At 60.6% G+C, this 21,789-nt stretch carries 22 protein-coding genes; 8 read left to right on the top strand and 14 right to left on the bottom strand.

From position 1 onward, the window contains the following. Positions 1-213: 213 nt before the first annotated feature. Positions 214-1,785, top strand: coding sequence for a helicase HerA-like C-terminal domain-containing protein (locus BTN45_RS02425; protein ID WP_107340988.1), 1,572 nt, complete (start codon positions 214-216; stop codon positions 1,783-1,785). A gap of 56 nt (positions 1,786-1,841) precedes the next feature. On the opposite strand, the gene BTN45_RS02420 is transcribed toward BTN45_RS02425, so the two are convergent. Genes BTN45_RS02420 through BTN45_RS02410 form a run of 3 tightly spaced genes read right to left on the bottom strand, consistent with a single transcriptional unit; the run spans position 1,842 to position 3,398 of the window. Beyond that, positions 1,842-2,192: an Atu4866 domain-containing protein gene (locus tag BTN45_RS02420; protein ID WP_004440535.1), complete on the bottom strand. Its 351-nt coding sequence runs from the start codon at positions 2,190-2,192 to the stop codon at positions 1,842-1,844. Beyond that, positions 2,189-2,665, bottom strand: a complete 477-nt coding sequence (locus BTN45_RS02415; protein ID WP_207588800.1) for a carboxymuconolactone decarboxylase family protein — start codon at positions 2,663-2,665, stop codon at positions 2,189-2,191. The genes BTN45_RS02420 and BTN45_RS02415 overlap by 4 nt, the downstream gene beginning before the upstream one ends. A 10-nt stretch (positions 2,666-2,675) precedes the next feature. Next, positions 2,676-3,398, bottom strand: coding sequence for an SDR family oxidoreductase (locus tag BTN45_RS02410; protein WP_207588798.1), 723 nt, complete (start codon positions 3,396-3,398; stop codon positions 2,676-2,678). Positions 3,399-3,519: 121 nt separating this feature from the next. Between BTN45_RS02410 and BTN45_RS02405 the strand changes: the two genes are divergently transcribed. Continuing rightward, positions 3,520-4,416: a LysR family transcriptional regulator gene (locus BTN45_RS02405; protein ID WP_207588795.1), complete on the top strand. Its 897-nt coding sequence runs from the start codon at positions 3,520-3,522 to the stop codon at positions 4,414-4,416. 39 nt (positions 4,417-4,455) lie between these two features. Here the strand turns inward: BTN45_RS02405 and BTN45_RS02400 are convergent, their stop codons facing one another. The 3 genes from BTN45_RS02400 to BTN45_RS02390 all read right to left on the bottom strand — a co-directional run bounded on the left by BTN45_RS02400 (position 4,456) and on the right by BTN45_RS02390 (position 6,575). Beyond that, on the bottom strand, positions 4,456-5,235 hold the full coding sequence (locus tag BTN45_RS02400; protein WP_107340984.1) for a VOC family protein: 780 nt from the start codon (positions 5,233-5,235) through the stop codon (positions 4,456-4,458). Between the two features lie 93 nt (positions 5,236-5,328). Next, positions 5,329-5,817, bottom strand: coding sequence for a DUF1579 domain-containing protein (locus BTN45_RS02395; protein ID WP_207588794.1), 489 nt, complete (start codon positions 5,815-5,817; stop codon positions 5,329-5,331). A 29-nt stretch (positions 5,818-5,846) separates the two neighbouring features. Next, positions 5,847-6,575 carry a thioredoxin family protein gene (locus BTN45_RS02390; protein ID WP_004440526.1) on the bottom strand — a complete coding sequence of 243 codons (729 nt, stop codon included), beginning with the start codon at positions 6,573-6,575 and terminating at the stop codon, positions 5,847-5,849. Between the two features lie 149 nt (positions 6,576-6,724). On the opposite strand from BTN45_RS02390, the gene BTN45_RS02385 reads away from it, so the two are divergent. The 3 genes from BTN45_RS02385 to BTN45_RS02375 all read left to right on the top strand — a co-directional run bounded on the left by BTN45_RS02385 (position 6,725) and on the right by BTN45_RS02375 (position 9,599). Beyond that, positions 6,725-7,171, top strand: a complete 447-nt coding sequence (locus BTN45_RS02385; RefSeq protein WP_004440524.1) for a MarR family winged helix-turn-helix transcriptional regulator — start codon at positions 6,725-6,727, stop codon at positions 7,169-7,171. An 87-nt stretch (positions 7,172-7,258) separates the two neighbouring features. Continuing rightward, positions 7,259-7,681, top strand: coding sequence for a YciI family protein (locus BTN45_RS02380; protein WP_004440523.1), 423 nt, complete (start codon positions 7,259-7,261; stop codon positions 7,679-7,681). A gap of 403 nt (positions 7,682-8,084) precedes the next feature. Then, entirely contained in the window at positions 8,085-9,599 is a 1,515-nt protein-coding gene (locus tag BTN45_RS02375) for an ABC-F family ATP-binding cassette domain-containing protein (protein WP_112765559.1), read from the top strand. A gap of 40 nt (positions 9,600-9,639) precedes the next feature. Here the strand turns inward: BTN45_RS02375 and BTN45_RS02370 are convergent, their stop codons facing one another. The 3 genes from BTN45_RS02370 to BTN45_RS02360 form a co-directional block, all read right to left on the bottom strand. Next, positions 9,640-10,401, bottom strand: coding sequence for an RES family NAD+ phosphorylase (locus BTN45_RS02370; RefSeq protein ID WP_004440518.1), 762 nt, complete (start codon positions 10,399-10,401; stop codon positions 9,640-9,642). Next, on the bottom strand, positions 10,361-10,744 hold the full coding sequence (locus tag BTN45_RS02365; RefSeq protein ID WP_112765558.1) for an MbcA/ParS/Xre antitoxin family protein: 384 nt from the start codon (positions 10,742-10,744) through the stop codon (positions 10,361-10,363). Before BTN45_RS02365 ends, BTN45_RS02370 begins: the two co-directional genes overlap by 41 nt. A gap of 302 nt (positions 10,745-11,046) precedes the next feature. Beyond that, positions 11,047-11,469 (bottom strand): organic hydroperoxide resistance protein, encoded by a 423-nt coding sequence (locus BTN45_RS02360; RefSeq protein ID WP_003509379.1) that lies wholly within the window; start codon positions 11,467-11,469, stop codon positions 11,047-11,049. Between the two features lie 191 nt (positions 11,470-11,660). Here BTN45_RS02360 and BTN45_RS02355 point away from each other — a divergent pair, with 191 nt between their 5' ends. Continuing rightward, positions 11,661-12,119, top strand: coding sequence for a MarR family transcriptional regulator (locus tag BTN45_RS02355; RefSeq protein ID WP_112765557.1), 459 nt, complete (start codon positions 11,661-11,663; stop codon positions 12,117-12,119). Between the two features lie 54 nt (positions 12,120-12,173). On the opposite strand, the gene BTN45_RS02350 is transcribed toward BTN45_RS02355, so the two are convergent. Then, positions 12,174-12,899, bottom strand: a complete 726-nt coding sequence (locus BTN45_RS02350) for a L,D-transpeptidase (protein WP_004440507.1) — start codon at positions 12,897-12,899, stop codon at positions 12,174-12,176. Between the two features lie 155 nt (positions 12,900-13,054). Next, on the bottom strand, positions 13,055-13,969 hold the full coding sequence (locus BTN45_RS02345; RefSeq protein WP_112553426.1) for a L,D-transpeptidase: 915 nt from the start codon (positions 13,967-13,969) through the stop codon (positions 13,055-13,057). A 166-nt stretch (positions 13,970-14,135) separates the two neighbouring features. Between BTN45_RS02345 and BTN45_RS02340 the strand changes: the two genes are divergently transcribed. Next, positions 14,136-16,886 (top strand): heavy metal translocating P-type ATPase, encoded by a 2,751-nt coding sequence (locus tag BTN45_RS02340; RefSeq protein ID WP_207588792.1) that lies wholly within the window; start codon positions 14,136-14,138, stop codon positions 16,884-16,886. Between the two features lie 153 nt (positions 16,887-17,039). Continuing rightward, positions 17,040-17,822, top strand: a complete 783-nt coding sequence (locus BTN45_RS02335; RefSeq protein ID WP_207588790.1) for a glycosyltransferase — start codon at positions 17,040-17,042, stop codon at positions 17,820-17,822. A gap of 35 nt (positions 17,823-17,857) precedes the next feature. Here the strand turns inward: BTN45_RS02335 and BTN45_RS02330 are convergent, their stop codons facing one another. From BTN45_RS02330 to BTN45_RS02320, 3 genes are all read right to left on the bottom strand, one after another. Beyond that, entirely contained in the window at positions 17,858-18,823 is a 966-nt protein-coding gene (locus tag BTN45_RS02330; RefSeq protein WP_035209465.1) for an alpha/beta fold hydrolase, read from the bottom strand. A 171-nt stretch (positions 18,824-18,994) separates the two neighbouring features. Continuing rightward, the gene (locus BTN45_RS02325; RefSeq protein WP_207588789.1) at positions 18,995-20,620 is read right to left on the bottom strand and encodes a cisplatin damage response ATP-dependent DNA ligase; all 1,626 of its coding nucleotides are present in this window, start codon (positions 20,618-20,620) and stop codon (positions 18,995-18,997) included. A 1-nt stretch (position 20,621) separates the two neighbouring features. Further along, entirely contained in the window at positions 20,622-21,632 is a 1,011-nt protein-coding gene (locus BTN45_RS02320) for a ligase-associated DNA damage response exonuclease (RefSeq protein ID WP_045532770.1), read from the bottom strand. Between the last annotated feature and the right edge of the window lie 157 nt (positions 21,633-21,789).

Genomic DNA, 21,789 nt, shown 5'->3' with positions numbered 1-21,789 from the left:
GGCAACTTTCATCAAGCGCTTTTTCTTCATCGCCATCAAGCAGTTGTTGCGCCTTGAAACTGTCCTTATAAGATCATCGCAACCAAACTATGAAAGGGCTGCTCCCTGCCGGAGTCTCCCTATCATGCCGGAACACTTTTAATTCGGACATGACTTTTGCAAAATCCGCCGCGATTTTAGGGGTCGTGTTTCAGCCGCAGGAGAAATTGGTCGATGTTGCAGGACGGACAGCTCTATATCGGCACCAGCCGCAATCCGGATGACAGCCTGAACAAGGGCGAATATCTGGAACTGAAATTCGGCAACCGCCACGGCCTCATCACCGGCGCGACAGGCACGGGCAAGACCGTGACGTTGCAGGTTCTGGCAGAAGGTTTTTCGAAGGCCGGCGTTCCGGTCTTCTGCGCCGATATCAAGGGTGACCTTTCCGGAATCGCAGCCGAAGGCGAAGCGAAGGACTGGGTCCAGAAGCGCGCCGAACAGATCGGCTTCACCGATTTCTCCTACGGCAAGTCGCCTGTCATCTTCTGGGATCTCTATGGCGAAAAAGGCCATCGCGTGCGTGCCACCATCGCCGAAATGGGGCCGCTGCTGCTCGCCCGGCTGATGGATGCTTCCGAGGCGCAGGAAGGCGTTCTAAACATCGCCTTCAAGATCGCCGATCAGGGCGGGCTGCCGCTGCTCGATCTGAAAGACCTGCAATCGCTCCTCAACTATATGGGCGAAAACGCAACGCAACTCTCCAACCAGTTCGGGCTGATTTCCAAGGCTTCGGTCGGCTCGCTGCAGCGCGGGCTGCTGGTTCTCGAACAGCAGGGCGCTGCCAATTTCTTCGGCGAGCCGGCGTTGAAGATCGCCGACATCATGCGTGTGGGCACGGATGGGCGCGGCACGGTTTCGGTTCTCGCCGCCGACAAGCTGATGATGAACCCGCGCCTTTACGCCACCTTCCTGCTCTGGATGCTCTCCGAACTCTTCGAAGAGCTTCCCGAGGTCGGCGATCCGGAAAAGCCGCGTCTGGTGTTCTTCTTCGATGAAGCGCATCTGCTGTTCAACGATGCGCCGCGCGTGCTGGTGGAGCGTGTGGAGCAGGTCGTGCGCCTCATCCGCTCCAAGGGCGTTGGCGTTTATTTCGTGACGCAGAACCCGCTCGACGTGCCGGAGACCGTGCTTGCCCAGCTCGGCAACCGCGTGCAGCATGCGCTGCGCGCCTATACGCCGCGCGAACAGAAAGCCGTGCGCACGGCAGCCGATACGTTTCGACAGAACCCGGCCTTCAACACGGCAGATACCATCACCACGCTCGGCACGGGTGAAGCGCTGATTTCCACCCTGCACGACAAGGGTGCGCCCTCCATCGTCGAGCGCACGCTCGTCAGGCCACCATCCGGCCGCGTCGGACCGCTGACGGATGCGGAACGCAAATCGCTGATCGATCTCAGCCCCGTCTCCGGCCAATACGACAAGGATATAGACCGGGAATCGGCTTTCGAGATTCTTGCCGCCCGTGCCCAGAAGGCGGCGGAGGCCGAGGCTGCGAAGCGTGCCGAAGAAGAAAATGCCCAAAACCAGTCCGACAACGCCTCCGGCCGCTGGCGCCTGCCCGGCTTCGGTGATGACGAACCTGCGCAAAATTCCAGCGGCTCACGCAACGGCGGCACGCGCCGTTCCGGCTACCAGCGCGAAACGGTGATCGAGGCCGCGATGAAAAGTGCTGCCCGTTCGGTCGCGACTTCGGTAGGCCGCGCCATCGTGCGCGGGATTTTGGGTAGTTTGAAGCGATAGCAACAAGCGCGCCGCCCGCTCTCGATGGAGCGGGCGGCGCTTGATTGGCGTGGTTATCACTTCTCGCGGTAGAAGATCATGCCGCCGTGGTAGAGAATGTCGTCCACGAATTCGCCATCGGCCGTAAAGCCGGTGTCGTCCCAATAGTCGATGTGGTTTCCCTTTACCTCATATCGTCCCTGATAGGCGCTCTTGCGGTTACCCCGCGCCTCGTCATAGCGGCCATTGGGCAGAAGTTCCTGACGAACGTGGCCATCGCCGGTGACCCACATGCCGACATACGGATGGTTCTGGATCTCCGCGTTTTCGGTCATGTTCACTTCCGTGGCGTTGCTAGATTTGCGGTTCTCCCCTTCGGCGGAAGCCGCCGCAAGCAGAAGCGCAACCGATGTCGATACGATGTTCATTGTCTCTCCACTCCCGTTGCGGCATTGGCGCGGCGCTCCTCGAACAGTTCCGCAAGCGTGCGTGATGCGGCGATGGCTTTTGGGAAACCGGCCGGGACGGTGATCAGATAGATCATCTCCTTCAGCTCCTCGTCGGTTGCGCCCACATTCAGCGCATAGCCGGCATGGACCTTCATCAGATCACGCTCGCCAAGGGCCGCCATGACAGCGACGGCGGCCAGCTGGCGGGTGCGGTTGTCCAGCCCCGGCCGCGACCATACCTCACCCAGGGCATATCCCTCCGTTGCTTCCGCCAGGAACGGAAACTCCTGCCGCATGCGTTCCAGATTGGCTTGCGGCTGGCCATTATTGAGACTGCGGACGACATCATCGCCGCGTTTCAACCGGTCATCCGGATACTGCGTATTTGCGAGCGCGACGGCATTTCCCGCGAGCATTGCAATCGCAAATGCACTTGAAAAAATGGTTTTCATGTCAATCTCCTCAGGCAGCGGTTGGGCGGACGACGATTTCGTTGACGTCCACATCGTCAGGCTGTTCGATGGCGTAGCGCACCGCGCGGCCGATCGCGTCCGGCTTCAGGGCGATGGCCCTGTAGCTCTGCATCAGTTCGGCAGCGGCGGGGTCGGTGATGGTATGGGCGAGTTCGCTTTCCACCACGCCGGGGTGAATGCAGGTGACACGCAGATCGCGGTTTTCCTGACGCAGCCCGTCGGAAATCGCCCGCACGGCAAATTTCGTGGCGCAATAAACGGCCGCCGTTGGCGAAACCGCGAGCGCACCGATGGAGGCGATGTTGATGATGTGGCCGGAGGCACGTGCGGTCATCCCGGGCAGAACGGCCGCGACGCCGTAGAGCACGCCCTTGATGTTGACGTCGATCATGCGGTCCCATTCATCGACCTTGAGCGACGACATCAGCGACAGCGGCATGATGCCGGCATTGTTGACGATGACGTCGATCTCACCGAAAGCCTTGCGGCCTGCCTCTGCGAAGGCCTCGACGCTCTGCCTGTCGGTGACGTCAAGCGCATGGACGACGACGTCGGCGCCCGTGCGGCGCAGTTCTTCGGCCAGCGACTCAAGGCGATCCAGCCGGCGCGCGCCGAGCACCAGTTTTGCGCCGGCGGCGGCCAGCTCTCGCGCAATGCCTTCACCGATCCCGCTCGATGCACCCGTGATGAGAACAACTTTGTTCAATGTCATGGCTATCTCCTTGCTGTTACGGTCGACATTTTCGAAATCGACCGTTGCAGGGAAGATAGCGCTCAGGCATTGTCGCGATAACCGCCTTAATATTTACCTCAATGGATAGAATTTCTAACCAATGAACATTGACCTCAATGCTGTTTCGACGTTCTGTCTTGTTGCCGAGGAACTGAATTTTCGCGCTGTCGCAGACAGGCTGGGCGTCACCCGCTCCGCTGTCAGCCAGACCATCCGCAAGCTTGAGGAGACAATGGGAATTGCGCTGGTCCAACGAACCACCCGCAGCGTGAGCCTGACGGAAGCGGGGCAGCAGCTTTACGCTGATGTCTCGTCTTCCATAGGCGCGATCTCGCAGGCGGCGCAGGCGGCCTCATCGCTTGGCGGCACGGTGCGCGGTCAGCTTCGGCTGGCGGTGTCGTCCATTGCAGAACGTTTCTTGTCGGGACCTCTGCTCGCAAGCTTTGCCGAGGCACATCCCGAAGTGCAGCTCGACATCGTCGTGACGGATGAAGAATTCGATATTGTCGCCGAGCATTACGATGCCGGCGTGCGTTTGGGAGAGCTTATCGAACAGGATATGATTGCCGTTCCGGTATCAGTTCCCCAGCGGCAGCTTGCCGTCTGTTCTCCTGGATACCGTAACAGTTTCGCCCTACCGACGCAGCCACGCGAGCTGATAGAGCACAGGTGCATTGGCTGGCGGCCCCGTCCCGGCGTTGCGCCATACAGATGGGAATTTGCCGAAAACGGCCGGGAGTTTGCGGTGGCGGTGGAGCCTGCTTTCACCACCAACGACATGCACCTGATGATCAAGCTCGCCTGTGCCGGTGCAGGCATTACCTTTGGCATGGAAGAGACATTCCGGCCCTATCTGGAGCGCGGAGAGCTTGTTTCCATGTTGGAAGACTATTCGCCCAGCTTCGCAGGGTTTTATCTCTATTATCCCAGCCGTCGCAACCTTGCGCCGAAGCTGCGGGCCTTTATCGATCATGTTCGCCTGTCGAGAGAGCGATGATCTGCCGGACGTTGCCCCGGCAGATCATCAGCAACAGACTTATTTCTTCTGCGAGACCAGCGAGAAATAGGCACCCTGCGGATCGACGCAGTTAACGATCCAGCTGTCGCCGGGCACTTCCATCGGGCCGTTGACGACCTGTCCGCCGCCGGTGCTGACGCGAGTGATGGCGTCATCGATGCCATCCACATTGAAGTAATAACCCCAATGGCAGACGGGAACCTGCGGCATGCGTTTCATGATGCCGCCAACGGCTTTGCCGTTATGGGCGAAGATGCGGTACGGGCCCATTTCGCCCATGTCGAAATCATGGTCCTTGGTCCAGCCGAAGACATCACCGTAGAAGGCCATCGCTTCATCTACATTGTCGGTGAAAAGTTCGTACCAGCCGACATGGCCCTGTTTCGCCTGCATATCTTCAGGGAAACCGCCGGTTTCCATTGGCTGCGGCGTCATGATGCAGAGCACGGCGCCATAGGGATCGGCCACCACGGCAAAGCGGCCGATTTCCGGGATATCCTGCGGCGGACGTCGGATAGCGCCACCTTTTTCGGCAAAACGTTTTGCCGTCGCGTCCACATCGTCGACATCGACATAGGCCGTCCAGTTCGGCGGAATGTCCTGGCCCTTGTGCTCGTCGGTCAGTTCCATGACGCCGCCCATGCCCTTGCCGTCGGCTTCCAGCACGAGATAGGGCATTTCCGGCGAGCCGAAATCCTTGGTCTGCCAGCCAACGACATGACCATAAAAGCGGGCGGCCGCTTCCATGTCGGGTGTCATCAGCTCGACCCAGATGAATTTTCCATGCGTATCGGACATTGTCGTCTCCTATGGGGGGTTTGGCGGGTGTTTCGGCAAGCGCCCGCCGCAGGGCGCGGCGGCACGTTCGTTCAGATCAAGTCCGGGCGAGCTTTACGACTTGCGCCGGAACTCCGATGTCATGAAGGTCTTGAATGTGCCGTCCGGCTGCCTGACGCTGCCGGAGAAACTGCGGTGATTGTCATCATGCAGCACCAGCACGTCGTGATAGGTCGCGGTGCCGCCGGAACCGTCGAAAGCGGGGCCTTCCGCTTCCAGCGTCAGGGTCTTGCCGTCCTCTTCCAGCCAGCCCTTGTAGACCCAGAGATGCGTCATCATCGACCCTACCCAGGTGCCGACAAAATTGCCCTTGGCCGGATTGAAGCCGACCGTTATGACGGCCGTCATCCGGTCGCCGTCAGGCATCCTGCCGGAGCCTTCGCCGATGATCCATAACCCGCCGATGGAGCGGACGGTCTCCGTAAAACGCTGGTCCGGATCATCAGGATCGTATCCTTCATGGCCGGCAACCATTACCCAGTCGCCGACGAGCCTAGACAGGAATTCGTGTTCCTTCTGCGGCTTGACGCTTTCCATTTCCATTGTCGTCTCCTCCTCTCGTCTTGCCGTTTTCAGTGGCAGCAGGATGCGGCTTTCGGCGCGTCCTCATATTGGTCGTGGCGGCGCACCCAATCCATTACACCCTCTTCATTACGGCCTTTTGGCACCAGATCGAGCAGCATCAATGTGCCGAGCGTCTGCTCCGCGCCGCGGGCATAAGTGGAATAGGTGTGATAAATCTTGCCGTCCTCGCCCCTGGCGAAAACGCTGATGCCGTGCAGGTCCTTCAGGTCGCCATAGGGCGCCATGTCGCGGTAATTATAGGTGATTTCGCCGCTTGCCATGTCCTCGTCGCGAAACGAGGCCTGATAATCGTAATTGAAATCCGTGCCTGCTGCTGAAACCCAGGGGAATTTCCAACCCATGCGGTTTTTGTAGCTTTCGATCTTTTCAAGCGGTGCCCGCGACACCGCGACGAAGCCAGCATCGCCATGCTTGAGATGGATCAGCGCGCCATCGACGTGATCGGCGAAGAAGGAGCAGCCAACGCAGCCCTCCTCCCAGTCCGGCGCCAGCATGAAGTGGTAGACGATCAGCTGACTGCAATCACCGAACAACTCCTGCAGCGATTTGGGGCCGGAAGGCGCGTCGAAGATATAATCCTTCGTCACCTCCTCCCACGGCAATGCGCGACGGGCTTCGTTCAGCCTGTCACGGGCACGGGTCAATTCCTTTTCCTTCACCAGCAGATCGCGGCGGGCCGCAAGCCACTCCTCTTTCGAAACGACGGGATGAGACATGATCTTTCCTCCTTGGATCCGTCCTTCACCTCGGCGCCGCTCCGTCCCAACGGCCGGCACCGCCTATTTCTGTGCTGAAAGGCAACAAACAGTCTGCAGAGCACCAAGTTCCGCTTGACTAATTAGGTTGATATCAACATATTTAGCGCATGTCAAACGTCAGCGTGATTCCTTTTGCGACAACCATTCTCGTGCGTGATTCCTGCCTGTGCCTGCATGCACAGCGTGCGGCACGGGCGCTGGCACGGCTGTTCGACAATGCGTTGAAGCCGGTGGGCATCAACAATGGTCAATTTTCGCTGCTGATGTCGCTGAACCGCCCGGAGCCGCCGCCGATGGGGCCGGTCGCCAATCTTCTGGCGATGGACCGCACGACGTTGACGGCGGCGCTGAAGCCGCTGGAGCGGCGCGGGCTGGTCAGCATCGAACAGGACCCGAAGGACAAGCGCGGCAAGCGGCTGCGGCTGACGGCTGACGGGATGGCCGTACTCGCCGCCGCGTTTCCGATATGGGAGCAGACCCATGCGGAAATCGAAGCAAAGATTGGAAGCGGTGACCCTGAAAGACTGCGCCGCGACCTCATCGATCTTGGCTGACAGGGGCGGAGCGCCCCGGCAAGACTGTCATCCGGTTGTCGCGCCGGAGAGCGAAACTGAACGAAACGCAATCCAGGAGGAATGATCATGCGTGCAATCGTTTTTGTAAAAGCCACAAAAAGCAGCGAAGACGGCGTGATGCCGACGACGGAACTGATGGAGGCAATGGGGAAATTCAACGAAGAACTGGTCAATGCCGGCATCATGCAGTCCGGCGACGGCCTGCACCCCTCCTCCAAGGGTAAGCGCGTGATCTTCGACGGCGACAGCCGCACCGTGATCGACGGTCCCTTCCCGCACACCAACGAGTTGGTCGCCGGTTTCTGGATCTGGAACGTGAAGGACATGGACGAGGCGGTAGAATGGGTAAAACGCTGCCCGAACCCGATGTTGGAGCGCAGCGAAATCGAAATCCGCCCCATGTTTGAAATGGAAGACTTCGGCGACGCGGTGACACCTGAAATCGCCGCTCATGTCGAAGAACTGCGGGCGCGTGTCGGCAACCAATGACGCCAGCGGGCCGAACGAGCCCGGCTGAAAGGATCAGGTGCGGCATCGACTACCTCTCCCACCGGGTAGGCCTTGCCGCATCGCCCCTTCCCACCCTTCTCAAAGTGGGTTGCAACGGATCGCCGCCGCTGTTAATGGTCGGGCGGTTCAACCCGTTTCAAGAAAGGAGGCTTCGCATGGATATTTCCTGCTTCTGGCGCAATCGTCAGCTCTGCCACCTTTTTGCCCTGCGGACACGTTTGCAGGGCTGACCGGAACACCACCCTCTGGTTTGCCTAAAAGGCCGCGCAGGACGCAGTTCGTCTGCCATTGCGCATAGTTTCACGACGGATCACCGATAACCGAAACCCCGTCCTGCACGCGCAGGCAACGGTGCGGGTCCGTCTTCGCCAGAGACGACATCATGACCATCATTACGCTGCGCAACCTCGGTATCATCCTTGGCAAACCGCTTTTTTCCAATCTCAGCCTCACCGTGAATGCGGGCGACCGCATCGGCATCGTCGCCGCCAATGGTTGCGGCAAGTCCACCCTGCTCAATTGCCTGGTGGGCGACATGGAGCCCAGTAGCGGCGACATCACCCGGCTGCGCGGGCTCACCCAGTCCATCGTGCGCCAAAATCCGCCTGCCGCCCTGATGGAGCTGACCATGCGGGATGCTGTGCTCTCCGCCCTGCCGGCGGATACGATCGATAGCGAAAGCTGGCGCGCAGACATCATCTTCGATGACATGCTGGTGCCGGAGCCGTTTCGCGAGCGTCGCCTGAAAGAACTGAGCGGCGGCTGGCAGAGGCTTGCCATGCTGGCCACGGCCTGGATCACAGAGCCTGACGTGCTGCTGCTCGACGAGCCGACCAACCATCTCGACCTTGAAAAGATCAACGTGCTGGAAAGCTGGCTGGGCGCCCTGCCGCGCGACACGGCCGTCATCATCGTCAGCCACGACCGCGCCTTTCTCGACAATGTCACGCGGACGACGCTTTTCCTGCGGCCTGAGAACTCGGCGCTGTTTCGCCTGCCCTATGGACGTGCGCGCGCGGCGCTGGAGGAGGAGGACGCCGCCGATGAGCGGCGTTTCCAGCGCGACATGAAAACCGCACAGCAGTTGCGCCGGCAGGCGGCCAAGCTCAACAATATCGGCATCAATTCCGGCAGCGATCTCCTGACCGTTAAAACCAAGCAATTGCGCGAGCGTGCGGAAAGGATCGAGGAGAAAGCGCGCCCTGCCCATATCGAACGATCCGCCGGCAAAATCCAGCTCGCCAATCGCGGCACCCATGCCAAGGTACTGGTAACGCTGGAGGATGTGGCCGTCTCCACGCCGGACGGAACGGTGCTGTTTCGCACCGGCCGGCAATTCATCCGCCAGGGCGACCGCATCGTCATTCTCGGCCGCAACGGTGTCGGCAAGACACGGCTGATGTCGCTGCTGCAGGCGGCGGTGACGGGTGATGGCCATATTCAGGAGGGCATCAAGGCCACGCCCTCGCTAGTAGCCGGATATGTCGACCAGTCGCTTGCCGACATCGATGACGACAGCACGCCGGCGACGCTTCTCTCGCATCGCTTCGACATCGGCGACCAGCGCATCCACGGCCTGCTCGCCGGCGCCGGCATTGACATGGAAATGCAGAAACGCCGGATCGCCACGCTCTCAGGCGGGCAGAAGGCGCGACTTGCCATGCTGGCGCTCAGGCTGGCGGAGCCGAATTTCTACCTGCTGGACGAGCCGACGAACCATCTGGATATCGAGGGACAGGAAGCGCTGGAGGCGGAAATCATCAGCCGTGAAGCCAGCTGCGTCTTCGTTTCGCATGACAGGAGTTTTGTGCGGACGGTAGGTAACCGCTTCTGGCTGATCGACAAGCGCAGGCTGGTGGAAGTTGACGACCCGGAAGCGTTTTTCGCTTCCGCCTGACATCATCGGCCCACCAAGAGGATGAAACAGAGAACGCCCGTCAGCCCAGCAGGCTGGCGAGGCGTGGATCACCGGCAAAATCCGCGGCCGAAAAACCGGTTCGCCGCATCGGGAATTCGCACAGCGCCTGCACCCCGGTTTTCGAAAGATGGATGCGCCAGCTCATCCGCTCCACCGGCGATTTTTCGGCAAAGGCCTTCGGCGACAGGATGGCAATGTTGAGGCCGCCTGCCGGATCGCGCACCGAGCGGTAGAGGATGGCCTCGATCCGGGCGAGACGCGCCTGATCCGCCAGTGTCTGACAAGCTTCGTAATTCGTGGGATCAGTCCACAGGGCCTCGTCGCGGTTGAGTGCCGGTTCGGTCAGATCCAGCGCGGCATCGGTGGCGACGCGGGCGGCAAAGGCGGAATAATCGGCTGGATTGGCAGGCAGCGGCGTACCGGGCGATTCGGCGTAAAACAGCAGCCGGTAAAAGGCCATTTCAGCAAGCGCCGTTTCCACCTTCGCGGCGGCGTAATAAACGCCTTCGGTATAACCCGCGCGGCGGAACCGCGAGCCATGCGGATAGGCTGCGCCATAACGGAAGGGCGTCGCGAGAAGATAATCAAAACCGGCGCATTCGGGTGGAAACGGCCGCTTGCTCGCCTCCAGAATATCTTCCAGCAGCGATTGCTCTTCCACCGTATCCACCAGCTTCATGGTGGAAACCTGGTGCTGCGCCTCCACCAACCGCCAGTATTTTCCCGCCGCAGCGCGTTTTTCAGACAGGAGCGCGTCGGGCGTCCAGATAGGAGAGGACATCGATCAATCCGGTAATGGTAATCAGCTTGTCGGCAGGTACGGCGCCGAGCGCCGTATTATGATTGCGCAGCCAGCTTTTCGCCACGGCCTCGTCGCCGCCGGCAATCGCATCCAGCGAACGGAAAACCCGGATCAGCAACACAGCCAGTTCAAAGGATTTGGCACCCGGCTCCAGCAGGAAATCAAGCCGCTTCATACGCGACACCGTGGGCGCGGAAACGCCAAGAATATCCGCCGTGCGGGCGGCATTCAGGCCGAGCCGCTCCGCGGCGGCGATGACAGCCTTGGTGACGACCCTGCCTTGCGATGCGGGGTCCGCCGTGGCCTTGGTGTGAATATTCATGGGTCTATCCTTTCCTTGGAAAGAATATAGCACATTTCTTTCTGCAAACAAGAAGGGCGGAATGAACGCAGGAATGACGATCCAGTGCCCAAGCCTGATATTTATCGTGTGCAGGGCGCCCCGCCCCGTCACCCCGGACTAGATCCGGGGTCCAGCGCGATCAAGTCCTTGATCGCGATAGACTCCTTTCAAGGCGCAGACGCGCCGGGGCCTGGATGCCGGATCTAGTCCGGCATGCGGAGGAGACGTCGCGGTCCACTTCAGGCCGGGATGAACCCGCCCCACATTTCAGACCTGAAAAATCAGGCTACCGAGACCGGCACTTCCGTGGAGGTGCGCATGGCGTGGCTGTAGGGGCAGACGATGTGCGCAGCAGCAACCAGTTTTTCAGCAACTTCGCGCTCGACACCAGGAATATTGGCCTTCAGCGAGACTTCGATGCCGAAGCCGCCGCCGTCTTCGCGCGGGCCGATACCGACGGTTGCCGTCACAGTGGTGTCTTCAGGAATCTTTACCTTTTCCTTGCCGGCGACGAATTTCAGGGCGCCGAGGAAGCAGGCGGAATAACCGGCTGCAAAAAGCTGTTCCGGATTGGTGCCGCGGGCGCCATCACCGCCCAGTTCCTTGGGAACAGTGAGCGTGACGTCGAGAACGCCGTCTTCCGACTTGGCGTTACCGGCGCGGCCACCGGTGGCAGATGCTTTGGTCGTGTAGAGAATTGGCATGACATTACTCCTTCGGGTTGGCGTTGAGGCTCTTATAGCGAACAATTGAATTGTGCGCAATATAATTTTGCACATTGAATGCGAATTCGTTTTTTGCGATAATTTTCACGAAATTTCGCCGCGCATCCATGCGGCAGGAACCGAAAGCGGGGGCCGATTGTTCCCTCCCCGGTTGATTTTGGAGCAGGACAATGGGTGCAGAGGGCGACGACAAGAAGATGGAAAGCCTGCTGAGGCTGGACCAGCAGATATGTTTTGCGCTTTACGGCGCGGCGCATGCCTTCACAAGAGCCTACAAACCGCTGCTCGACCCAATCGGGCTGACTTATCCGCAATATCTGGTCATGATGGCGCTATGGGAGAAAGAGACCTCCACCGTCAAGGCGCTCGGCGAAATGCTGGGGCTCGATTCCGGCACCCTTTCCCCGCTCCTGAAAAGGCTGGAGCATGCGGGGTTGATCACCCGCAAGCGCGGGACGGTGGACGAACGACAGGTGCTGGTGGCCCTGACGCCAAAGGGCGCGAACCTTAAAAAAGAGGGCGTGAAGATCATGGCGGCAATCGGCAATGCCACTGGTTGCGGGCTGGAAGAGCTGGTGCAGATCCGCGACCGTGTGAATGCGCTGAAGGACACCCTCTCCCGACCCTGATGTAACAAAAAAGGCGGCACGGAGCCGCCTTTTTTCATATGAAGAAGTCGCGGCTCACTGCCAGACCACGACACGCGCCTTCTGCGGCACGCGGTCGTAGAGATCGATGACGTCCTGGTTCATCAGGCGCACGCAGCCGGAGGAGACCGCCTTGCCGATGGAGTTCCATTCCGGCGAACCGTGCAGGCGGTAAAGTGTGTCCTTGCCATTCTGGAAGATATAGAGCGCGCGGGCGCCGAGCGGGTTCTTCAGGCCCGGCGGCATGCCGCCATTCTTGGAGGAATATTTGGTGAGTTCCGGCTGGCGGGCGACCATTTCGTCCGGCGGTGTCCACTTCGGCCATTTCTGACGCCACTGGATGACGCCCTCGCCCGACCAGGCGAAACCTTCGCGGCCAATGCCGACGCCATAACGCATGGCGCTGCCGCCCGGCTCCACCACGTAAAGGAAGCGCGAACGCGTATCGACGACCACGGTGCCTGGACGTTCGCCCGTCGGATCAACGACCCGCTGGCGGTAATAACGCCGGTCGATTTTCTGATACGGCACGGCAGGAATGACGTAACCGCCATCCTCGACCGAGCCGTACATGACGGCCAGTTCCGCGTCGCTGACGCCGGACGAGAACATCTGGCGGAAATCGCTGCCAATGGCACTTGCCTGCTGGCGGATGGCGTCTCCCGTGCCCGATGAGGCGCAGCCTGCGAGAAGCGAAGCGGAAGAAAGGCCAAGAAGGGAAAGAAAGGTGCGTCTGGAAAGATCTGTGTCGGTGCTTGTCATAAGGCCGGTTTGTCCCACATTTCGAACGGCTAGATCGCCGTTGTACGTCATTTGTTCCGTATCATGCGTATTGCGAAAATAGTTAACCGACCGCTAAAAGCCAGTCACAAGCTGCTGGCGGAATGGGTCCCATATCTCTTTCTTTTAGAACGTGTTCAGATAACCACAATCTGCGCACCCTGGGGCACGCGCTCATAGAGATCGATCACATCCTGATTGAGCATGCGCACGCAGCCAGAGGACGTCGCCTTGCCGACAGACTGCCAGTCCGGCGTACCGTGGACGCGGTACAGCGTGTCCTTGCCATCCTTGAAGATATAAAGCGCGCGTGCGCCGAGCGGATTGTTCAGACCCGGTGTCATGCCGCCATTGGCGGCGGAGATGGAGGCGAGTTCCGGCTGGCGCTTGACCATTTCATCGGGCGGCGTCCAGCGCGGCCACTTGGCCTTCCACTGGATCTTGCCACGGCCCGACCAGGCGTAACCGTCACGTCCCAGCCCGACGCCATAGCGGATGGCCTTGCCGCTGGATTGCACGAGATAAAGGAAATGCTGCTTCGTATCGACCACGATGGTGCCGGGCGCTTCCGCCGTCTGGTAGCTGACTTCCTGCCGGAGATAACGCGGATCGATGCGGCCATAGGGAATGGCCGGCAAGGAGCGATCCTCATCGCGGATTGGGCCATACATGACACGGTGCAGCGGATTGGAGACCGGCAGGCCATAGGCCACCGCCTGGCCTTGGCTCTGACCCTGGGGCACATTATAGCCCTGCACCTGCGGGGCCTGCAGCCCCTGGCCGCGCACCGGCGGGCCATATTCCTGATGGAAGCGGGTTCGGAACAGATCCGGCGGGCGCGTCGAAAGCTGGCCCGGCTGCGGCGGCAGTTCCGGCTGGCGATTGGAGCTGACGGAATTGAAATTGAACACCGGCGCCGTTTCCCTGACGAAGACGTCCGGGTCCATCCGGGTCGTATCCGTCACGAAAAGGCAGCCGCTCATCAGGGGCAGCAGGGCAAGCCCGACCAGAGAGGCCGCCCGGCGACCGTTTTTCAAAAGGAGTGCTATCATCTGAACCGCTTCATGGAATCCAATCTGAGGCCATGATGGACCGCGCGGCTGGCGCGAAGCTGGCGTCGGTTTTTCAAAAAAAATCGAAGAACTGCATTTTTTCTCTTGAAGCTCTAGTTGCTAGAGGTGCCAGATTGGCTGTCGAGTGGAATTCAGGAGCGAAACCATGAATATTTCGACACGCGGCAGTTTGAACGGGGAACCGGAGGCCCTGACCTTTTCGGTCGGTGGCATGGATTGCGGCAGCTGCGCGGCCAAGATCGAAACCGCGCTGTCGCGCCTGCCGGGCGTTGCCGACGTCAAGGTATCGGTGGCCCGCGAGCGACTGAACCTTTCGCTTGCCGAAAACAAAACCCCGGTCGAAAAAATCGAGGATACGTTGCGCAAGCTCGGCTTCAAGCCCGCTCTGCTGCCGCGCGAAAAAGCGCCCGCAGCAAAGGTGGAAGCCGATCATCACGACCATTCCTCCTGCGGCGGTCACCATCATGACACGCCCCAAACGGCTATTGAAAACAACAATGCGCTGACCTTTTCGGTCGGCGGCATGGATTGCGGCAGCTGCGCGGCCGAGATCGAAACCGCACTGTCCCGCCTGCCCGGCGTTGCCGACGTCAAGGTTTCAGTGGCCCGCGAGCGGCTGAACCTTTCGCTTGCCGAAAACAAAACCCCGGTGGAAAAGATCGAGGATACGTTGCGCAAGCTCGGCTTCAAGCCGGCCCTGCTGCCGCAGGAGAAGGCCGCACGCGAAAAAACGCCGGATCAAAAGCACGAACACGATCATGATCACGCGACATGCGGTGGCCATCACGATCATGATCATTCCGGTCATGATCACTCCGGGCATGATCATTCCGGCCACGACCACGCAGCGCATGACCATTCGGGAGACGAGCAGCATTCCTGCAACGGGCATGACCACGATCACTCCGGCCATGATCATTCAGGTCACGATCACGGACACGACCATGCGGGCCATTCCCACGCTGCCGCACCTGCCGCCGCAAACCAGAGCGCCGAGATAGGGCACGCCCATGGCGCGGACGAAAAAGGTGCATGGTGGCGCACCGCCAAGGCGCGCAACACCTTCACCGGCACCATTCTGGTCGCGATTGCCTATGCGGCGGAACTGACCTTCCCGGCCTGGGGTAGTTACGCCTTCATCGTCGCCACGCTGGTCACGCTCTTCCCGATCGCACGCAATGCCTTTAATGCTGCCCGTTTCGGCGCTGTCTTCACCATCGAGATGCTGATGACCATTGCCGCCATCGGCGCGATCATCATTGGCGAGGCGGAAGAGGCGGCTATCGTCGTGCTGCTGTTCTCCGTCGGCGAATTGCTGGAAGGCTTCGCCGCCGCCCGCGCCCGCTCCGGCATCAAGGCGCTCGGTTCGCTCTTGCCGAAAACGGCGATGGTGGAGGAAAACGGCGCGCTTCGGCAGGTCTCCGCCGATCAGGTGCGCATCGGCCAGGTGGTCGTGGCGCGCCCCGGTGACCGCATCGCCGCCGATGGCGTTGTGATGGACGGCCAGTCCAGCGTCGACGAATCGCCGATGACGGGTGAGAGCATTCCCGTCGCCAAGGACAAGGGCGACCGCGTCTTTGCCGGCTCGATCAACCATGACGGTTCGCTGCGCATCCGCGTCGACCGTGCGCCGGAAGACAACACCATCGCCCGCATCATCACGCTGGTCGAAGAAGCACAGGATGCCCGCGCGCCGACCGAGCGCTTCATCCAGAGCTTCTCGCGTTATTACATGCCGCTGATCGTCGCGATCTCGGTGCTGACCATCATCGTGCCGCCGCTCGCCGGTCTCGGCGACTGGGATACCTGGATTTACCGTGGTCTCGCGCTGCTCCTGATCGGTTGCCCCTGCGCGCTGGTCATCTCGGTTCCCGCCGCCATCGCCTCCAGCCTTTCGGCTGCGGCACGCCACGGCATGCTGGTGAAGGGCGGCGCGGTCATCGAAATGCTGGCGCGCACCGAAACCATCGCCTTCGACAAGACCGGCACGCTGACGCTTGGTGAGCCTGTCGTGACGGATGTGATCGCTCTCGACGGCAACGAGGCCGAGCTGATCGCGCAGGCCGCGACCATTGAGAGCGAGTCGAGCCACCCGCTCGCCCGCGCCATCGTCAATCATGCCGAAAAGGCTGGCGTGAGGCCCCTGCCCGGCTCCAACATCAAGGCGATTTCCGGTCGCGGCATGCAGGGCAATGTCGGTGGGAAGGAGCTGTTTATCGGCGCGCCGCGCTTTGCGACGGAGGTCGGCACCCTCTCGAAGGATCTTGCTGACCGCATTTCCGCGCTGGAAAGCGAAGGCAAGACGGTGGCTGTCGTCATGGCCGGCGGCGCGGCAAGCGGCCTCTTCGCCATGCGCGACGAGCCGCGCAAGGACGCGGCCGAAGGCGTCAAGGCGCTGAAGGAAATGGGCATTTCCTCGCTGATGCTGTCGGGTGACAATGCCCGCACCGCGCGTGCCATTGGCAACAAGCTTGGCCTTGAGGCGCGCGGTGAACTCCTGCCGCAGAACAAGGTCGAGGAAATCCGCAAGCTTGCCGAAAAGCAGACCGTTGTCATGGTGGGTGACGGCATCAACGATGCGCCGGCCCTTGCGGCGGCCAGCGTCGGGGTTGCCATCGGCTCGGGCACGGACGTGGCGATGGAAGCCGCGGATGCGGCGCTGATGCGCAACAATGTCGGCGATGCCGCCCGTCTCATCGGCCTTTCGCGCGCCACCATGAGCAATATCCGCCAGAACGTGACGATTGCGCTCGGCCTGAAGGCGGTGTTCCTGGTCACAACAGTGACCGGCCTTTCCGGCCTGTGGCTCGCCGTCTTCGCCGATACGGGCGCCACGGTTCTGGTGACCGCCAATGCCATGCGGCTGCTTGGATATTTTAACCGCAACAAAGCCTGATCGCAGCCCCTCCCAAACCGGCCGAGCCTCGTCAATCCGGGGCTCGGCCGGTCTCATTTTCAGCGTATTGACAAACTAATTGCGTCCAATAAAACCCGCCTACCGCCGCTTCCAGGCGCGTGACAATCGATTCCACACGCAGGAGCGCTGGACTTGGCAAAGCATGACTACAACCCCGTTGCGTACCGCGCGATCAAGATCGGCGGTAACATCGTCAAGGTCATCTTCTCCATCGATCTGTTCCTTCGGCCTGGCAGAAGAAAGACGCTTCCCGCGCATCAACCGGCCCGCCGCCATCCGACATCGGACAAGGCCATTCCCCGTATCATCTGGCAGACGAATTACTCCAATCGGGTCACGACGCCAATCTATGCGAATTTCCTGTTCAACCGTTGGCTGACGCCGGAATTCGAATATCGCTACCATGATGACGAGGCGTGTCAGGCCTATATCGACCGCCATTTTCCCGGACGTTATGCCGACGCCTTCCGTCGACTGCAGGTGGGCGCCGCCAAAGCGGATTTCTGGCGCATTCTCGTTCTTCTGCAGGAAGGCGGCATCTATCTGGATATTGATTCCAATTTTGCGGCCCGGCCCGAAGATGTGATCGATACGGATGAAGAAGCCGTTTTCATTGCCATGAAGGACGGCGAGATCACCAACTATTTCATGGCGTCGAAACCCGGCCACCCGGCGCTCAGGCTGATAGCCGATCGTATTGCCCATAATATCGAAGAAGGGACGCTCGTCAGCGTCTATGACATGACGGGCCCAACCGTGGTGCATGCCGTCGTCAAGGAACTCGGGCTGCCGGTCCGCAACTACCGGGAAATTTGCACCCAGGGCCAATTCACCAACAAGCGCGCCCAATATGCCGACAAAAAAGACGGCGCATGGTGGGCAGAGCAGGCCAAGACGTCCATCGTCAAGACGTAGGACACCACACGCCTACGGACGGTGCAACATCGCGTTTACGCGAAGCCGTTGAAAAAACGGATGCTTTCCGCCACTGCACCGGGGACGACACCATTATGGGTTCCCGCCAGCAGTTTTTTGTCGACCCTGAAACCCGAGGTCAGGGCGCGGTCCACAAAAAGCTGGTGATCGGCGTCGAAAGGTCGTTCCTCCGTGCCGCGCAACAGCAGTGCCGGACATTTGAGGCTGGGGCCGAAACAGACGGAGGAGCGCATGATGAATTCGCGTTCGTCGGTTTCGTCGAAACAGATCTCCTCGCTATAGCGGTTGAAATAGCGCCATGAATTGACGCCAGCGGATATGGGGGCCGCAGCACGGAATTTACGGCTCATGGCTGCCAGAAGCGTGAGCGTGCCGCCATTGGAATGGCCGGCGATGAAGAAGCGAGCTCTGTCAATGCCGGGAAGATTTTCAAGATAGGTGGCCGCCGCCAGCGCATCCGAGGTTTCGTCGTAGAAGCCTGAATAATTGCCGTTCTGGCCGTTTTCGCCACGAAAGGACGGTAGCAGCACAACGAAGCCCGCTTCCCAATATGGCTTCATCAGCGCCCAATGGCCATCCCCGGTGGCGTTGCCGCCATGCAGGAAGAGGACGGCCGGTTTCAGTGTTTTTGACGGCTGGTAGTGGGACAGCCAGGCGACAAGTTCGATCGAGCCATCCGGCCCGCCACGATAGGTGACACGCTCCGCCCCGGGCGGTGTGCCAAGCGCCGAGGATTTCTCCGGCGCCGCCATCTTGCGCAGCAGGTGGGTGTGGAAACGTCGGCGAGCCTCCGCATAATCCTGCCGTTCCAGCGGCAAGACTTCAGGTGTCGGAATGCCCGCTTTCACGGCGGGCGGCAGGATAAGCGCTGCTGACAGCCCCATTGCGCCAGCGAGCAATCCGCGCCGCGTCATGCCCGGCGAGATCGTGCCGCTCTCTTCCTGTCCGAAGGGTGAGGAAAGAAAGCGCTTGTCTGCCATATGGTCACCTGACGAGGATGGTTGCATTAGCAGTTCAGCACTGCGGCGGGAGGCTGTCCAATCACGGATTCGCGAATGACAACAATGTATTCGCAGCCATCATGGCAATTTCTGGACGTCGCCTCGTCCCGTCTGTGACGCCCAGGGAAATAAACAGGCGATCGTGCCACCCTAGCCTTCCACACCGTCGATCATCGCCACCAGTGTTGAAAGCCTGTCGGCTTCGGCCGGCAACTTGTCGGCGCGCAGCCGGGCAATGCGGGGGAACCGCATGGCGACTCCGGATTTGTGGCGGGTAGAGCGGTTGATGCCTTCGAAGGCAACTTCAAGCACGAAACCGAAATCCGGCGTGGCGCGCACCGCCCGCACCGGGCCGAAACGCTCGACGGTATTGTCGCGCACGAACTTGTCCAGCACCTCCAGTTCCGCATCGGTGAAACCGAAATAAGCCTTTCCGACAGGCACGAGCTGTTCGCCGTCCTCCCCCTCCGCCCAGACACCGAAGGTGAAATCGGAGTAATAGCTCGATCTTTTGCCGTGGCCACGCTGGGCATACATCATGACGGCGTCGATATTGTAAGGATCGCGTTTCCACTTGAACCAGGGGCCTTTAGCGCGCCCGGCCTGATAGGTGCTGTCGCGGCGCTTGATCATGACGCCCTCGATGACCGGATCGGGCGGTGCGGCGCGTAGCGTATCGAGTTCCTGCCAGCTGGAAAAGCCGATCAGCGGCGAGAGGTCGAAGCGGTCATGCGGTGCATGTTCGATAATGTCAGACAGCCGGCCGCGACGCTGCAGATAGGTCTGCGCGCGGATATCGCTCTCGCCGTCGAACAGCAGGTCATAGGCGCGGATAAAGGCGGGATAGTCGTCCAGCATCTTCGCCGTCACCGTCTTGCGGTTCAGTCGCTGCTGCAGGTCGGAAAAGGTTCGGGTGAGATTGTTGGACCGTGCCGTGCCGCCAATCAGCAGCTCACCATCCATCACACCTTCGAAATCGATCGCGTCAAGAACGTCAGGGAAGGCGCCTGAAATATCGTCGCCTGAACGGGAATAGAGTTTCCGTGTCCCACCGGCGCCGGACAATTGCACACGAATACCGTCCCATTTCCATTCGGCGGCGTAGTCGGCGGGGTCCAGCCCATCGAGGTCGCCATCCGCCACCGGCGTCGCCAGCATCACCGAATGGAAGATGGCGGGCGTTGCCAGCACCGGCCGATCGGACTTGCCCTCAAGCCAGGCGAAAAGCGGCGTATAGGGCGGCGCCAGCCCGTGCCAGAGGGTTTCGATCTCGATGATGTCTTTCCCCGCAAAATCCGCCAGCGCCTGACGCGCCAGCCGGGCCGAAACACCGATGCGCAGGCTGCCGGTGGCAAGTTTGAGGAAAGCGAAACGAGAGGAGGTATCGAGCCGATCCAGGAGATCACGCACCGCACCGCGCACCTCCGTACGGCCGAGCGAATTCATCAGAGTGACGACATCCCCAAGGCGCGGATCCTGTGCCTCGGAGTCGTCCGCGCCGCCGATATTGCCCCAGACCAGCGAGATGGTCTCGGCGAGATCGCCCACATAATCATAGGAATAGCGGAACAACACCTCGTCCATGCGTTCCAGCACCAGCTCGCGCAGCAGGGCTGGTTTGACGCTTTTGAGGTCCAGCGTGCCGGCAATGGCCGCCAGCCCGTAACCCCGGTCGGGATCGGGCGTATCGCGGAAATAATCGGTCAGCAGCTTCAGCTTGCCATTGCGCGACGGGGTGAGAACCAGGCGGTCAAGAAGAGTGGCGAAGGCTTTCATCTCAATCCCCCTCGTCCTCGTAACCAACGAGATGCAGAGGCTTGGCGGCGATGCCCTGCAATTCGCACCAGCGCACCAGCGCCTCCTCCCGGCCATGGGTGACCCAGACGGCCTGCGGGGAAATTTCCTTGATCGTCTCCAGCAGTTCCGGCCAGTCGCAATGGTCCGAGATCACCAGCGGCAATTCCACACCGCCCTGCTTTGCCCTCTGCCGCACCATCATCCAGCCGGACGCGAAGGCAATCAGTGGTTCGTTGAAGCGGCGGGCCCAGCGCTCCTGAAACGCCGAGGGCGGGCCAACGACGATCGCTCCCTTGAAGGCGGAAGGATCGCTTTTTTCCAGTGTTGCGGGCCTGAGATCACCGAGATCGATACCCTGCGAGACGTAATAATCGCAGAGCCGCGCCAGCGCACCGTGGATATAGATCGGCTCGGCATAACCATTATCGCGCAGGAGCCGGATGACCCGCTGCGCCTTGCCCAAAGAATAGGCCCCGACGAGATGGGTACGTTCGGGAAACTGTTTGATGGAGGTGAGCAGTTTGGCCGTTTCCACACGCGGCAGCGGATGATGAAACACCGGGAGGCCGAAGGTGGCTTCGGTGATGAAGACATCGCAGGGCACCGTCTCGAAGGGGGCGCAGGTGGGGTCGATGCCACGCTTGTAATCGCCGGACGCCACGATGCGCAGACCGTTCATTTCCACGGAAATCTGCGCCGAACCCAGGACATGGCCCGCCGGATGGAAACCGACGGTGACGCCGTTTACCTCCACCCTCTCGCCGAATGCGACCGCCTGCTCGCTGCCGCAGAAATCCTCACCATAACGGATGCGCATGATATCCAGCGTCTGGCGCGTGGCCAGCACCGCGCCATGGCCAGCGCGGGCGTGATCGGAATGACCATGGGTGATGAGCGCCCGCGCCACGGGCCGCACGGGATCGATATAAAAATCACCCACCGGGCAATAAAGGCCATTGGGCGTGGAATTCAGGAGCTGTTCCGGCTTCATGTTCATTGAGATAGGGCCGCCCGCGCGAATCTTAAGTGCTGCGAGCATAACGCGGAACGCGCGTTAAATTTCCAATGGGCGCGTTTTTGTTTTGTGGAGACATCCCGTCATTCCGGCCTTGAGCCGGAATCCAGGAGCCGCGCGTCCGCGCGGCGAA

Source organism: Rhizobium sp. ZX09, from assembly GCF_017357485.1.
In the GTDB taxonomy this organism is placed as follows: Bacteria; Pseudomonadota; Alphaproteobacteria; order Rhizobiales; family Rhizobiaceae; genus Agrobacterium; species Agrobacterium pusense.
Note: the sequence above shows the minus strand (reverse complement) of the source record. Positions and strands in the feature narration are given on the sequence as shown.